Source organism: Bacterioplanoides sp. SCSIO 12839 (genome assembly GCF_024397975.1).
GTDB lineage: Bacteria > Pseudomonadota > Gammaproteobacteria > Pseudomonadales > Oceanobacteraceae > Bacterioplanoides.
Genome location: NZ_CP073745.1, coordinates 2,217,560 through 2,232,820, shown reverse-complemented (window position 1 = coordinate 2,232,820; position 15,261 = coordinate 2,217,560). Strand labels below are relative to the sequence as shown.

10 protein-coding genes are annotated in these 15,261 nt (G+C 49.8%); all 10 read left to right on the top strand.

Features of this window, described 5'->3' with window-relative positions:
* Positions 1-200: 200 nt before the first annotated feature.
* The gene (locus KFF03_RS10270) at positions 201-1,445 is read left to right on the top strand and encodes a CaiB/BaiF CoA-transferase family protein (RefSeq protein WP_255856802.1); all 1,245 of its coding nucleotides are present in this window, start codon (positions 201-203) and stop codon (positions 1,443-1,445) included.
* 54 nt (positions 1,446-1,499) lie between these two features.
* A complete protein-coding gene (locus KFF03_RS10265; RefSeq protein WP_255856801.1) occupies positions 1,500-2,336 on the top strand; it encodes an enoyl-CoA hydratase in 837 nt (278 codons plus the stop codon).
* Positions 2,337-2,427: 91 nt separating this feature from the next.
* Positions 2,428-3,585 (top strand): iron-containing alcohol dehydrogenase, encoded by a 1,158-nt coding sequence (locus KFF03_RS10260; protein ID WP_255856800.1) that lies wholly within the window; start codon positions 2,428-2,430, stop codon positions 3,583-3,585.
* 80 nt (positions 3,586-3,665) lie between these two features.
* The gene (locus KFF03_RS10255) at positions 3,666-5,162 is read left to right on the top strand and encodes a CoA-acylating methylmalonate-semialdehyde dehydrogenase (RefSeq protein WP_255856799.1); all 1,497 of its coding nucleotides are present in this window, start codon (positions 3,666-3,668) and stop codon (positions 5,160-5,162) included.
* 114 nt (positions 5,163-5,276) lie between these two features.
* Positions 5,277-6,035 carry an IclR family transcriptional regulator gene (locus KFF03_RS10250; protein ID WP_255856798.1) on the top strand — a complete coding sequence of 253 codons (759 nt, stop codon included), beginning with the start codon at positions 5,277-5,279 and terminating at the stop codon, positions 6,033-6,035.
* A gap of 300 nt (positions 6,036-6,335) precedes the next feature.
* On the top strand, positions 6,336-9,689 hold the full coding sequence (locus KFF03_RS10245) for a hypothetical protein (RefSeq protein WP_255856797.1): 3,354 nt from the start codon (positions 6,336-6,338) through the stop codon (positions 9,687-9,689).
* 18 nt (positions 9,690-9,707) lie between these two features.
* Positions 9,708-10,796: a hypothetical protein gene (locus KFF03_RS10240; RefSeq protein ID WP_255856796.1), complete on the top strand. Its 1,089-nt coding sequence runs from the start codon at positions 9,708-9,710 to the stop codon at positions 10,794-10,796.
* 67 nt (positions 10,797-10,863) lie between these two features.
* Positions 10,864-12,363 carry an ExeA family protein gene (locus KFF03_RS10235; protein ID WP_255856795.1) on the top strand — a complete coding sequence of 500 codons (1,500 nt, stop codon included), beginning with the start codon at positions 10,864-10,866 and terminating at the stop codon, positions 12,361-12,363.
* A gap of 1 nt (position 12,364) precedes the next feature.
* A complete protein-coding gene (locus KFF03_RS10230) occupies positions 12,365-13,084 on the top strand; it encodes a general secretion pathway protein GspB (RefSeq protein WP_255856794.1) in 720 nt (239 codons plus the stop codon).
* Between the two features lie 17 nt (positions 13,085-13,101).
* Positions 13,102-15,249 carry an ATP-dependent DNA helicase DinG gene (gene dinG / locus KFF03_RS10225; RefSeq protein ID WP_255856793.1) on the top strand — a complete coding sequence of 716 codons (2,148 nt, stop codon included), beginning with the start codon at positions 13,102-13,104 and terminating at the stop codon, positions 15,247-15,249.
* The last annotated feature ends 12 nt before the right edge of the window (positions 15,250-15,261 follow it).

Genomic DNA, 15,261 nt, shown 5'->3' with positions numbered 1-15,261 from the left:
TTGATGACGCGTTAAAAAACCCCGGTTCTCGTATGAGGCCGGGGTTTTTTTATGCCTGCTTGTCTGCTCCCAGATGCCTGTCTGATTTTTTGCCTTATACCAATGTCTATTTTTACTTGCTGGTGTATGTTTTATGATCTGTTCCACATAGCGATACGAAACGTATCGTTTTATAAGAAATAATATGCGGGAACAGCTCTATGAATAACAAAAGTGATACAGAACAGAAGCCAGGCCCATTAGCAGGAATCACCGTGTTGGACTTTTCTCGTGTGTTAGCGGGACCATACTGCACCATGATTCTGGCGGACCTGGGTGCCCGGGTTATCAAAATTGAGCGCTTTGGTACCGGTGATGATACGCGCGCATTCGGCCCTTTCGTTGGTGATGATTCGGCTTATTTCATGTGCTTTAACCGTGGCAAAGAAAGTATTTCGCTGGATATCAAATCTCCACGTGATCGTGAGTTGTTAGAGCGCTTGCTGGATGAAAGTGATGTGGTGGTAGAGAACTTCCGTCCTGGCGTCATGGAGCGTCTGGGTTATGGCCCGGAGCGCTTAGCGAAAACCCACCCGCATATTGTCTATACCTCGATTTCCGGTTTCGGCCACAGTGGCCCGTTCAGTGAATTGCCGGGTTACGACATGGTGGTGCAGGCCATGGGTGGGGTGATGAGTCTGACCGGTTGGCCGGGGGCGGAGCCAGCTCGGGTCGGAACCAGCTTTGGTGATCTTGGTGCCGCACTGTTTGGCGTGATCGGAATTTTATCGTCTCTATACAGCCGCAGTCGCGATGCACAGGGTGCGCGTGTTGATATCGGCATGCTGGATTGTCAGGCCGCTCTGATGGAAACCGCCTTGGCTCGTTACGATGTGGAAGGTGTGGTACCAACCCGGACCGGTGACAACCATCCATCGTTAGCGCCGTTTGAAACCTTTATGGCTGAGGATGAAAAGTTTGTCATCTGTGCCGGTAACGACACTCTGTTCTTATTAATGGCCGATGCGTTGGGTTCTCCGCAATTGGCGTTAAAACCTGAGTTTCTGACCAATGATCTGCGTGTACAAAACCGTAAGCAACTGGTTAAAGACGTAGAAGAAATCACAAAAACCAAGCCGATGCAGCACTGGATCGATGCCCTGAATGAAGAAGGGGTGCCGTGTGCTCCGATCAATACCATCGACCGTCTGTTTACTCATCCGCAGCTACTGGCTCGCAACATGATTATTAAGGTGCAGGGCGAAAATGACCGCCCGGTCAGAACCGCTGGCAACCCTATCAAGATGAGTACGGTGTCGGAAGTTGATCCTGAGGTGCCGATTAAATCTCCGGCGCTGAATGAGCATCGTGAAGCCATTCTTGAAGAACTGATGTCTGGCAATGGAGCCTATGCTCCGGCGGCTAAGGCTCAGACCGATTTTGATTCAACCCATGAAGACTCCTGAAAAGCCGTTTCGGCAGTTAAACAACAACCGTCAATAAAGAGTTAGGTACCCACAATGAACAAAAAAAATACCACAACAGCGAAAAAAAGTGCCGAGCCAAAACCGCAAGCGGCTGAAGCAACAGAAGAAGTCATTCTGGTCGAGAAGCGTGATCGGGTGGGCATTATCACCTTACATCGCCCAAAAAGTCTGAATGCGCTTAATCGTCAGTTGGCGCGTGAGGTGGTTGATACGCTCAAAGCTTTTGATGCCGACGACAACATTGGTGCCGTCGTGATTACTGGCAGTGCGCGTGCTTTTGCAGCGGGTGCTGACATCGAAGAAATGGCGAATCTGAGCTATGCCGAATTTTATTGTGACGACATTTTTGCCCCGTGGGATGAGCTGCGTGCCATCAAAAAGCCAATTATTGCGGCCGTTGGTGGTTATGCCCTGGGCGGTGGTTGTGAGCTGGCACTGATGTGCGACTTCATCATTGCTGCAGAAGATGCGCAGTTTGGCCAGCCAGAAATCAAACTGGGTATTTTGCCGGGTATTGGTGGCTCTCAGCGTCTGACGAATGCCGTGGGTAAAGCCTTGGCAATGGATCTGGTATTAACCGGTCGCACCATTGACGCCCAGGAAGCGAAGTCAGCAGGCATGGTTGCCCGCGTGGTACCCGCCAATGAGTTATTACAGGTTGCTCTGGAAGCGGCTCATACCGTTGCCGGTTATAACGACCCGGCTGTGCGTATGGCAAAAGAAGCGGTCAATGTTGCGTTTGAAACCAGCCTGACCGAAGGCATCCGCCATGAGCGCCGTTTATTCCAGGCAGCATTTGCTACCGAAGGACAGAAAGAAGGAATGCACGCGTTTATTGCCAAGCGTGCACCGGTTTTCCGTCATCGCTGATAACAGCTTCTGAGTGCATGAAGCACTCCTTTCACCGCTGCTGCGGCAGCGGTGCTTTTTAATTTTTATGACGCCATAACGAGGAGTCAATATGTCTACTCAAGTAATTCTTCCCCGCATTATGCAGGTTGGTGAAGGTGCCAGTCAGGAAATCCCGAATGTATTGGCAAGCCTGGGCTGCAAACGTCCATTAATTATCACAGACAAAATGATGGTCGAGTTGGGTTATGCCAGCCGCATTCAGGATGTGCTGGCAAAAGACTCCATCACTGCGGATGTGTTTGATGACACCGTGCCGGAACCGACGGTAGCTTCCATTCAGGCCGGTGTTGATACCGTTCGTGATGGCGACTACGACAGCATTATTGCACTGGGCGGTGGTAGCCCGATTGACAGCGCCAAGGCGATTGCAATTTTGGGTAAATACGGCGGCACCATGCGTGATTATAAGTTCCCGCGTGTTGTGCTGGAGCAGGGGCTGCCGATTGTTGCTGTACCAACAACCGCAGGTACCGGGTCTGAAGTAACGCGTTTTACCATCATTACGGATGAAACCAGCGATGAAAAAATGTTGTGTGTTGGTATTGGTTTTATGCCAGTGGCAGCGCTGGTGGATTATGAGCTGACACTGAGCTTGCCACCACGTATCACAGCCGATACCGGTATCGATGCCTTGACCCACGCGATTGAATCTTACGTGAGTAAAAAAGCAAGCCCGTACAGTGACAGTCAGGCTTTGTCGGCGATGAAACTGTTGGGGCCTAATTTGCGTCGTGCTTATCACGATGGCTCAGATAAAGACGCTCGTGAAGCCATGATGCTGGGTTCAACCCTGGCGGGTGTGGCATTTTCCAACGCCTCGGTTGCTTTGGTTCACGGCATGAGTCGTCCAATTGGTGCTGCTTTCCATGTGCCACATGGCTTGTCGAATGCCATGTTACTGCCGGCGGTAACCGCTTTTTCTATTCCGGCAGCTCCTGAACGTTATGCCGATTGTGCGCGTGCTATGGGGGTGGCGGATTCGCAGGACAGCGACGAGGCGGCCAATCAAAAATTACTGCAGGAATTAACCGCTCTGAATGAAGAGTTACAGGTTCCAACGCCGGCGCAGTTCGGTATTGACCGTGATGCTTTTCATGACCTGATGCCAGTAATGGCCGAGCAAGCGTTAGCTTCCGGTTCTCCTGGTAATAACCCTCGGGTACCCAGCAGCGATGAGATCGTCGCGATCTATCGTCAGCTTTGGTAATCCATTCATTAAATAATCAGTGGCTTTATTGGCGTTGCGTTAAGCATGAAGCCACTTATCTCAGTAGCAGAGGACATATTATGAGTACTATCGGACATTTAATTAATGGTCGCGTTGTGACCGAGGGCGGTCGCAAGCAGGAAGTTTACAACCCGGCGACGGGTGCAGCCGAAAAAGAAGTGGTATTGGCCACCAAAGCAACGGTTGAAGAAGCCATTGCCTGTGCTCAGGCAGCTTATCCGGCCTGGCGAGATACACCGCCGATTAAGCGCGCCCGTATCATGTTTAAGTTTAAAGAATTGCTGGAAGCCAATGCCGATAAAATCTGTGAATTGATTGGCCAGGAGCACGGCAAAATTTCTCACGATGCGGCCGGTGAGTTACAGCGTGGTATTGAAAATGTTGAATATGCTTGTGGTATTCCAGAGCTGTTAAAAGGCGAATACAGCAAAAACGTTGGCCCAGGTATTGACTCCTGGAGCGAGTTTCAGCCGCTGGGTGTAGTTGCTGGTATTACGCCGTTTAACTTTCCTGTCATGGTGCCGCTGTGGATGTATCCAATGGCGATTGCTTGCGGTAATACGTTCGTATTGAAACCGTCTGAACGTGACCCGAGCTCGACCCTGTATGTGGCTCAACTGCTGCAGGAAGCGGGTTTACCGGATGGTGTGATTAATGTCGTCAACGGTGATAAAGAAGCCGTGGATACATTGCTGAACGATGAGCGCGTTAAAGCGGTGAGCTTTGTTGGTTCAACCCCAATCGCTGAGTACATCTACACCACGGCCAATGCCAACGGTAAGCGTTGTCAGGCGTTGGGTGGCGCTAAAAACCACGCGATTGTGATGCCGGACGCCGATATTGATAACGCCGTAAACCAATTGTTGGGAGCTGCATTTGGCTCTTCGGGCGAGCGTTGCATGGCGCTATCTGTGGCCGTTGCGGTTGGAGATGCGGCAGCAGACGCTCTGGTATCCAAAATGCAAGCCGCCATGGCTGACCTGAAAGTGGGTGTTTACAGTGAAAGCAGCAACGATTTTGGTCCGGTGATTACCGCAGCACACCGTGACAAGGTAGTGGGCTTTATCAACAGTGCCGAGGCCGATGGTGCCAATGTTGTGGTTGATGGTCGTAACCCTGAGGTGGCCGGTTATGAAAAAGGCTTTTTTGTGGGTGGCACCCTGATTGACCGCGTTACACCACAAATGGACAGCTATCAGCAGGAGATTTTTGGTCCTGTGCTACAGGTGGTGCGGGTGAATACCATGGAGGAAGCCATGGCATTGATTGATGACCACGAGTACGGCAACGGTACCTGTATTTTCACTCGTGATGGTGAAGCCGCTCGTTATTTCTCAGACCATATTCAGGTTGGTATGGTGGGAATTAACGTTCCTCTGCCAGTGCCGGTGGCTTATCACAGCTTTGGTGGTTGGAAGCGTTCACTGTTTGGTGATTTGCATGCCTATGGCCCGGATGGTGTTCGTTTTAACACTAAGCGTAAAACCATCACTCAACGTTGGCCTTCGGCAGGTGTACGCGAGGGAGCTTCTTTCTCCATGCCAACCATGAAGTAAATTGCTGGTTGCTGCCAGCGTTACTCAACCCTGAGAGTAACGCTGGCTTTTTTTTGTTTTGCGTATCTTGCGGCCATCATATAATGGCCGTAACAGCAGACAGTAGGGTTTATAATGACGGCGGAAAGTAAAAAAGGTTCTTCGGTTATCCGTGCGCTTGAGATCATCGAAGCCGTTGCTCAGGCTGAGCGGCCTTTGAGCCCAGCTGATATTTCATTGTTGTTGGATATACCCAAACCCAGTGTGCACCGGATACTGCAACAGCTGGTCGCCGAAGGCTATCTGCAGGCAAATATGCGTGGTTTGATGATTCCTGCGGAGCGATTACACAAAACGGCTTTAGGAATACTGTTTGCCAGTCGTTTTAAAGCGTCGCGCCAGGCTATCCTGCAAAACCTGGCTGATATTACGGGTGAAACCTGCGGTATTTCGATTCCCAATGGAATCGAAATGATTTATTACGACAGGGTCCAAACCAACTGGCCATTACAACTGCATTTGCCGGTAGGAAGTCATACGCCGATCTGGTGTACCGCCAGCGGTAAGTTATACCTGAGCTCATTGACGGAAGAACGTCGCCGTCGGATTCTGAAAAACCTTCCTTTAACTCAGTATGCGCGGAATACCCTGACGACTCCTGAAGCGTTAGAAATTGAGCTGCAGCAGATTGCTGATAATGACATTGGTACGGATAATGAGGAATTTGTTGATGGCCTCGTGGCCGTGTCTGTTCCTATCCGTGATCAGAAAGGCAGGTTGGCAGCGTGCTTGTTCACGCACGCTCCGGTACTGAGAAAAACGCTGGATGACCTGTTGGCGTTTGAGCCGGTGTTAAAGCAAGCGGCTTCACAGCTGCAAGAATTGACCGGATGATCGGTCCGTTGCACTTATCATGACATTTATAGACTTATGCCAACAGAGCGGCCATGAGTGTAAAGCTTGGAAAAACCCGGCGTTTGTCGGGTTTTTTTATGCCTTTTAGACAGCAACAGGTGTAAAGTAACGGCAGAAAAGCTGAACTATCGCTTTTGTCGATAGTCAGTTGTCATAGTGCCAGATCAACAAAGAATAATAACTATGTCTATATCTCACCTCATCGTGTTTATCCGTTCGTTGTATAGAACGATCACTTCCGCTTCTCATGTCAGATTTGTATTTCTTGCCCTGATAAGCATGGCGACAATCGCTGTGTCCGGTTGCAGTGGTAACTCATCCAGTGGCGGATCTTCTTCGGCGGGTGAGGTGGTTGAGCGTGTGCGTGGTTATGTGGGCGCGGCTAACATCACTAAAGCCAGTATTCAGGCTGTTCCAATCACCAACCAGGGGCAACCTGAGCTGGAAGTTGGTCAGGACAACCAGGTGTCTTTTGCCGGGGTAAAAACCACGTCGACGCCATTAGGGTTTTATCAAGCGGTTATTTCTAATGAGCGGGTTGGCTATCCAACGGTGGTGATTGCTTTGCCGGTGGAAGATACCACGGTGATGCGTTGTGAATCGGTTAAAGGCTGTGATGGTGTCGCGTATCAGGGCGAAGTATCAATGGATGACAGCTTTGAATATCGTGCTTTGGTCACTGATATTGCAGCCGATATGGCGATTAACGTTAACTGGCTGACCCATGTCGCAAATGCTTATGCGTACACGGCCTACATCGATACCACCGATGATGGGGTGAATAACCCAACGGTACCTCGTGAAGGGGTGTATAGCCGTTATCGAATTGATTTAGCTAATAAACAAGTGTCGGCCATTTTTTCAGTGCCGGATATCATTTCAGTTCAACCAATTGCACCATCGGAAATTGCTGCACCGACGTCACTTAATCTGGCTCTTCAGGAGCAGGGGATTTACCTCGGCGCCTTGCTGTCATCAATCCAGATGCTGAAACCTGAAAATCAAACCTATACCCAGTTTCTGAATGGCATTATTGAAGAATTTAATTTACGTCAGGCTTCCTGGCTGATGAAACGTGCGGATGGTCAGGATGGTGTGGCCTTATACGATATTTTCAGCGCAGCACGCACCATTCTGGCGGACAACATTCAGTTTTTAAGAAACCAGGGGGCGCAGGTTCCGTCGATTGCTGACCAGGTTGTGTCAACGTTATCGAATCGTTTGGCTGTTTTAGAGAGCCGTGAAGGTGAATATCTGGATGCCCCACAAGTTGATCTATCACAATCCGCTGAAAATGAATTTAACCGGATCAATGAAGCGAAATTTTTTATTAAGGATTTAAATGATCGCTTTTTAAACTTCACGGGTCAGGATGCCGATAAGCCTTCATTTATTGATCGCGATTATGTTGCCCATGTGAATCGTTATATCGATGACGTGAATGTGGCATTAGAAACGACGGCTCCCGATCTGATGACTGGTTTTGCAACCATTCGTGATGGCATTAAATATTATGCTTCGGCACTTAACGGCTCAGCTGACGCGAGCAACCTTCTGGCACAGGCGGGTCGGGTTCAGTTAGAAAGAATCCAGCTGCCTGATAATGAAGGTATTGAGGATGAAACTGGGGTATCCGATAAACTGGCCATTATTTCAGGTAATGACAAATTATATCTGAGCGTGGTTGGCGATGATGATACGCCACGCAAACCTGCAGATGGGAAGTTCTTTTTGTTCCGTCTGTATATCGAAGGTGTATTACGTGAAGGCAGTACGCGTTTTGAATTTAACGTCGGAACTGACAGCAGTAATAAACAGAATAAGCCTTATATCGAAGTTGAATACGAGAACGACTACACAACCCTGCCATTGTTTGAGTCGGCGGAGCCACTGACCTATCAGCTTGTCTGGCCCGAGGTGAAAACCACCAAAGCGGGCGGTGAAACCACTCATGATTTAACACAGTTATTTGAAGCAGAACTGGTAGGTATTGCTGATCCGCTGCAACCTGACAGTGAGTTCCGTTACAACGCTAAAACCATTCGTTATCGCTTGATCACAGACGGACCAAACCTGAATTCTCCGGCCGATGAAGACGATATTCTGAAAGACTCTGCCGAAGGGGTGGTGACACTGAGTTCATCGGCCTGGAGTGTTTATTATCCGGAAAATAAATGGCCGTCGATCAGCGACTATCTGACATTCCGCCCGGGCTTTGATATCACCAGCCAGGAAGACTCAGTTTTCCGTTACTTCTCTTCAACAGAAACAGTGAACGATAACGGCCAGAACCGTGATGTTAATTATATTGATGTGGTGACATTGGACGCCGTGGGCAATCCTCAGCAAGGCGAGCGCTACCGCCAATATCCACATGCATCCGATGCCAGCCTGTTTGCTATGCAGCGCTGTGATCTTGATATTTCCGACATCAACAACCCGGTTGTTGGCGGTTGTGACGACAGGCAAAACCGCAAAGAGTCTGCTACCCATAATGCATCTCAGGCAACGGTTGAACAGCTGGCGCAAAAACTGGTGCAGAATATTTATCCAGTGGCTGCCCGAGGTCATTTCCGCATCGCTTTTCCAACGTCTATTTCCGGTGTGGCGGCTGATTTAAAACAAAATCAGTGGGTGGAGTTAAAAGGGCGTGTGGTTCGTTATGCTGACAATTTATTTGAGTATCAGTCCGGGCGTGAGACCCCACAAGGGGCAGATGTCTCTAATGACTATCTCGATATTGTGGTGAATGATGAACGTGGTAATCCTGCCATTCTTCAGCGCTATCGCCTGCACCTGATCAGTGGTGAAACTGAGAAATATAACCTTGAGCGTTGCTCATTAACGCTGAATAGCAGTGGTGCTCGTGAAGTCAGCAGTTGTGACGCCAGAACCGAGGTCAGCGGTGAGCCAAGTTTGACGGGTATGCTCAGCGCGTTATCCGATCTGTCGTTTGTGGTTCCCGGACGTGGCAGTTACCAGTTACAACTGAATAAACGTTATGAGGTTGTTGATGACGAAGAAGTCGCAACCGTTACTGGTTTCCAGGCGAATACGGCGGTGGCTGTGGATGGCGCATTGGTTGCGCCAATCAGCCTGGGTGTTGATTTATTAACCGTGCGCTTGGCCGCCGATCTGCATAATCGTAATAGCGGTCAGGAGTTAGAAAAAATTGGCCCGTTGATTATTGATGCCAAATTAAAAGTGCTGGCGGAAGATGTTTATGACGTTGCACTGAGTTTTGGTTATGACTACCAGTATCTGGTCGACATTGTGCCTACCGGAGAAGATGCGCAGAGTTTTTATATCGCTTATCAGACAGGGCTGGCCGGTGCTACCGCACCAGAAGAAATTGGCAGCTTCCTGGTGTTCCGTGGCGGTGTTTCCATTGCGGGTGGTGAGCCGGAGAGTATCGGGGTGTTTGCAACCAGTATTGCTGAATACGAATTAACGGAAGAAGAAACCGGTGAAACTGCGTGTGGTGTGGTTAACCGTGACCAGTCCGTTAACGGCTGTAATGCCGTGGCTTACCTGGGCTATAAAGGTTCATTAATGGCCATTGTGCGTGAAGAACGTGAAGATGTTTATGTGGCGCGCTTCTTTAATGGCGATTTTGTTTTATTAGGCCAATAAACGGGTATTGATAGCTTGATGTGGAAGTATCTGCCATTGCTGGTTTTGGTTGGAGCCCTGGGGGCTCCTTCTCTGGTTCTTGCTGACACTCATTGGGCGGCTGTTAACCAGGCAAATGAATCTGCAGAAAACAGTGTGTTTGCTGGTTTTTCTATTGAAGCCAGCTCAGAACCTGTGCCAGTTTCTGACATGATATCCGGTTGGGATGGTCCGTTTCAGCCGGGTGAATATGCCTACGGTGATGGTCGGATTTTTTTTGGGGTTGAATCTCAGGGCTGGACGCTGAAACGTGAACAGCGCTGGTATTATTACCTGGAATTTTCTGAGCAGACATCCCGAACATTTAATGCGTTGGAGAGAGGTGAGGAGGTTGGCTCTGGCCGTGTTGATCTTGAGGCCTGGTCATTCGAGTCCTACGGCTTTTCTCTGGCAAAAACCTTTTATCCGGTTGACGGGCTGGTGATTGAACCGGAAGTATCCGTCTATCGCATTGGTCATTATCAGTTTGGTACGCTTAAAGGTTTTACCGAAAGCGGCACCAATGAAAATGACCTCAAAGCCTCGGCGATTCTCGATTATCATTTTGATGATGACAAAATTTTAGACTTTGACGGTGACCAGGAAAAAGGTCGCGGCGTTTCGCTGAATACCCGGTTGGCTTATTCGTTTAATCAGCGCTGGGCTGCCGAGTTGTTGTTGTTGGATCTATGGAACCAGCAAACGTTCGAGCAAGCACTGTTTACCGATGGCTGTATCGAATTTGGTAATCCGAGCAACCCCTTGTGTGACGCCATTGGTGTGGGCAGTGGTCGTTCCGGTGTGGACTCCTTTAATTCCTCGATTCCGGTTACGTTAGATTCGGCCGTTCATTATCAGCCCTGGAATACCCAGCTTTCTTATTTTCAGCACGGGCGTTATCGCCGCCTGGGCGCCACAAAAACCTGGCCATTGGGTGAGCAGCGGCTGTCGTTATCGGGCTACTCTGACAAACAGCTCGGGATTGGCTGGCAGAGCCGCTGGCACAGGCTGGAGCTGTCGGCCGATGATGCTCAAGCAGCCCGGATTCGTGATGTCAGGGCATCGTTGACGCTGCGCTTTCCGTGGTGATTCTTTTACGATTCCGCTATGATTCGCCGACCTTTACCATCGGCTTTTCAGCCCCTGAATGAGTGGCATGTATCTCGAACACTTTGGCCTGACACGCTTTCCTTTTAGCATTGCACCGGACCCTGATTTTCTGTTTCCGACACAAGGGCATCAGGAGGCGCTGGCACACCTGCATTACGCGTTCACTGGGATGAGTGGTCTGATGTGCCTGACCGGTGAAGTTGGTACCGGCAAAACAACGCTATGCCGAACCTTTATGAATGCTGCACCTGAGAGTGTGCACATTGCCTATATTTTTAATCCGCAGCTGTCACCAGTAGAGTTGCTGCAGGCCATCTGTGATGAACTGGGGCTGAGTTATCCGGCCGATGCGTCACTCAAATCGTTATATCAGATTCTCAATCATCGCTTACTGGAGCTGTATAGCCAGGGCGATAAAGTCATTTGTGTCATCGACGAAGCTCAGGTCATGCCTGCGCCGCTATTGGAACAAATTCGACTGCTGACCAACCTGGAAACCAGCAAAGAAAAACTCTTGTCGCTGGTTCTGGTGGGGCAGCCAGAATTAAATGAACTGCTGCAACGTCATGATTTACGCCAGTTAAATCAGCGCATAACTGCACGTTTTCATCTAGAGCATCTTACTGTTGCTGAGGCGCGTGATTATGTTTGTTATCGTGCACAGCAGGCAGGCGCAGCGCCGGAGGTTGCCGAACAATTATTTCAGGCCCGTGCCATCAACTATTTATGGAAGGTGAGTGCCGGGGTGCCCAGAATACTCAATACTTTGTGTGATCGGGCATTATTGGGGGCTTATGCCCAGGGTAAAACCCAGGTTGACCTGGCGTTAGCCAAAGGGGCGCAGCAAGAAGTATTACCACCGGCGAGAGCTAAGCAAGAAGCATCGTCAACCGTACAATCGGCTCGTTTTCCTTGGCTGACGGCGGCTGCTGGTTTTGTGTTGTTACTGGTGTTGGGCCTTATGTTGATACCACAAACCCGTATTAACGATGCGCTATTAACACCGTTAACGAAATATTTTGCGCCACAGCCGGAAACGCCGCTGGCCTTATTAACTCAGAGTTGGTCGAACCCGGTGGCACAATGTGATCAGCTGACCAGCAGCAGTCCACAGTGTTTATGGGTTGATTGGCCATTAGACAGCCTGAAGCAGACCGGTTTGCCAATTGCCGTGAAACAACAAGCCTATGGTGCTGCGACTGAATCGATTGAGTGGCGGCCACTGCAACAATTTACGGCTTATAACAGCCGCTACCTGAACGAAGCACTGGTGTTGTGGCATCCACCAGAAGGTTATAGCGATATCATTCGTCCGGGTGAACAATCGGATGTCATTTTCTGGGTGCGAGAACAATTGGGCTCAGCCTGGGGAGACGATTGGCAGGTGATTGCGCCGGCGGGTTCTACCACGATCACCCAAAGCAATGTCTATGACCCGATTCTGGCGCAGCAGGTGTTCGATTTCCAGAAACAGAATGGTTTGCTGGCGGATAAAATTTTAGGCCCACGAACGCTGATTGCACTGCAGCACAAGCCGGAGCAATAAGATGTCGTATATTCTTGATGCACTGAAAAAGTCCGAACAGGAACGGCAACAACAAGCCCCGGGTGAAGCCGATACAAATTCTCTGGTGGGTGTGGGTTGGGTAGCAACGTCTTCCGAAACCCTTTCTTCAACCTCGGCTCAGTTGTCTGCTTTGCTGCCTGGGTTGCTCCTTGGCTTGTTGGTGGCTTTGCTGATTGTTGCAGGAATCTGGTTTATGCAGGGCGGTGATGTGCCTGTGTTGCAGTCTCAAGTGTCAGAGTCGCAGCCTCCGATAGCAGAACCGCTGATTAAACCCGTGTCCGAAGTACAAGTGTCTAGAACAGAGGCCTTAACGCCTAAAACACAAGCACAAACGCCGGAATCACAGGTAGTTGATACTACAAAGCCGGTGTTGGTCGAAGCTGCGGAAGACTCAAGTTTTGATGAACAACCTGCTGATGTGAACCTTGTTGAATCAAACCCTAACGTCACGCGTTCTCAACGCACACTACCGCCATTGTCGGTGTTACGCACGGTTCCGGATCTGATTATCACCGGCCATATCTACAGTTCAATGCCCGAAAAACGCAGCGTCAGTATGAATGGCCATGAATGGTCAGAAGGGGAGCTCATCAGCGGTAACCTCTACCTTAAAGAAATCACTCCGGACGGTATCGTTGTGGAGGTGGATGGCTGGAATCTGCCAGTGAAACGCAATAAAGGCTGGCAGGCCATTCAATAATCCGGCTTATTCAAATTATGCTTCAGAAAGAAACCAAAGAACGTATTCAGGCTTTGTACCGCGAGTGCATCAAAACGCTGGATTTAAAGCCTCGTTATGGCCAGCGGGTCATGATTGCGGAAGTGGCGAAAACGCTGGGCGCTGTTCGCGAGGATGATAAAGGCATCCGCGATAACGATCAGGGCATTGCTGTGGTTGAAGCCGGAACCGGTACCGGTAAAACCCTGGCGTATTTGTTAGCGGCGTTGCCAATTGCCATTGAGCGTGAAAAGAAGTTGTTGGTCAGCACCGCAACCGTTGCGCTACAAGAGCAGATTCTCGATAAAGATCTGCCGAATCTGAAAAAAAATATTTCCCTGCCGTTTAATTTTGCCCTTGCTAAAGGCCGTGGCCGTTATTTGTGCTTATTAAAGCTGGATAAAGCCCTGCAGCAGTTGTCGGGCTTGTTATCGACAACGGTTGATTTGTTTGAGCAATCGCCCGAAGAACAAGACAAAGAGCTGTATGAATCCATGTTGCTTGCTTACGGTAAAGGCGAGTGGGATGGTGATCGCGACCGCTGGCCTGATGAAATTGAACACGACCAGTGGAGCCATCTCACCGCGACTCATCGTGAGTGTTCTAACCGCCGCTGTCAGCACTTTGATAACTGCTCTTTTTTTAAAGCCCGCAGCGCCATGGAAAATGCCGACATCATTGTTGCTAACCATGACTTAGTATTGTCGGATTTGTCCTTAGGTGGTGGTGCCGTATTACCGGCACCGGACAAAACCATTTATGTGCTCGATGAAGGACACCATCTGGCGGATAAAGCTTTGAACCACTTCCGCTTAGAGCTTGGGGTTCGCAGTACCCGTAAATGGCTGACTCAATTAGAAAAGGGCATTGAGCAATTTGTCGGGGCAGCGGGCATTCCTCATCATATGTTGCGCGAACTCGGCGAAGCACCGGGGCAAATTCGCGAAATTGTGCAAACCATGAGTCTGGTTTGGCCGCTGGTGATGGAGATGTTGGGCGATCAGGATCGCTTACGCTTTGAATTTGGTCAGATGCCCGACAACCTGCGCCAGTTGCTGGTCAATATTAAAGATCCTTTGCAATCCTTATTGTTGTGCTTAGATAAACTCACCGACGCCTTGCAGAAGTCCCTCGACCCTAAGGCCGATGGGGATTTTAGCGTGGATGTAGCCGAAGGCTGGCAAGCGCCGATGGGGATTATGCATGCCCGGGCAGAGCAAATGTCTGAAGCCATCTCTTGGCTGGCAGCACAAGAGGCTCAATCCACACAAAATAAAGCCGCACACAATACAGTCACGCAAGAAAACCCGCAGGCGGAACTCCCCGTGGCGCGCTGGTTATCCAAGGTGCCTTATGGTGATGACTGGGATATCCGCATTTCGGCATCGCCTATTTCAGTCGCCGATCAGTTACGTAAAAACCTGTGGTGGCGTTGTTATGGTGCGGTCGTCACATCCGCAACGCTAACCGCGTTAAACAGTTTTAATAACCTCAGCTTTGAAACCGGCCTGCCGAATTGGGCCAATTACCAGCGGGTACAATCGCCATTTAACTACCCAGAATTGGGCGAGCTGCAAACGGTGAATCTGGCCTCTGACCCAAAGAGTGAACAGTTTCAGCAGGATATTGAGGCGTGGCTAAAAGATAACGTCGATTTAACCAAAGGCACGTTAGTCTTGTTCAGCTCGCGTGCTCAGCTGGAAGCCACCCGCGATCAGTTTATCTCAGACTGGTACGATCAATTATTATGTCAGGGCTTCTTGCCCAAAGCTGAAATTGTCCGCCGCCATAAAAAGCGTATTGATGAGGGTCAGGGCAGTATTATTTTTGGCCTCGCCAGCTTTGCCGAAGGAATCGACTTGCCGGGTGAATACGTCACTCATGTGGTGATTGTGAAAATTCCGTTTGCGGTACCCGATGATCCGATTCAGGCGGCTACCAGTGAATGGCTCGAAAGCCGTGGCCGAAATCCGTTTATGGATCTGACGTTGCCAGCCGCATCCGTTCGTTTGGTACAGGCTTGCGGTCGTTTAATTCGTAAGGAAGATGATTACGGTCGGGTGAGTATTCTTGATAAACGCCTGATTTCTCATCGTTACGGCCAGTTATTACTGGATTCTTTGCCACCGTTAAAGCGTATTGGCTAAGCGCGACTAAAG

Coding starts and splice junctions, on each gene's coding strand:
- KFF03_RS10255 (WP_255856799.1), top strand. CDS start 3,666: ATGAGTACTATCGGACATTTAATTAATGGTCGCGTTGTGACCGAGGGC.
- KFF03_RS10235 (WP_255856795.1), top strand. CDS start 10,864: ATGTATCTCGAACACTTTGGCCTGACACGCTTTCCTTTTAGCATTGCA.
- dinG (WP_255856793.1), top strand. CDS start 13,102: ATGCTTCAGAAAGAAACCAAAGAACGTATTCAGGCTTTGTACCGCGAG.
- KFF03_RS10260 (WP_255856800.1), top strand. CDS start 2,428: ATGTCTACTCAAGTAATTCTTCCCCGCATTATGCAGGTTGGTGAAGGT.
- KFF03_RS10250 (WP_255856798.1), top strand. CDS start 5,277: ATGACGGCGGAAAGTAAAAAAGGTTCTTCGGTTATCCGTGCGCTTGAG.
- KFF03_RS10245 (WP_255856797.1), top strand. CDS start 6,336: ATGGCGACAATCGCTGTGTCCGGTTGCAGTGGTAACTCATCCAGTGGC.
- KFF03_RS10240 (WP_255856796.1), top strand. CDS start 9,708: ATGTGGAAGTATCTGCCATTGCTGGTTTTGGTTGGAGCCCTGGGGGCT.
- KFF03_RS10230 (WP_255856794.1), top strand. CDS start 12,365: ATGTCGTATATTCTTGATGCACTGAAAAAGTCCGAACAGGAACGGCAA.
- KFF03_RS10265 (WP_255856801.1), top strand. CDS start 1,500: ATGAACAAAAAAAATACCACAACAGCGAAAAAAAGTGCCGAGCCAAAA.
- KFF03_RS10270 (WP_255856802.1), top strand. CDS start 201: ATGAATAACAAAAGTGATACAGAACAGAAGCCAGGCCCATTAGCAGGA.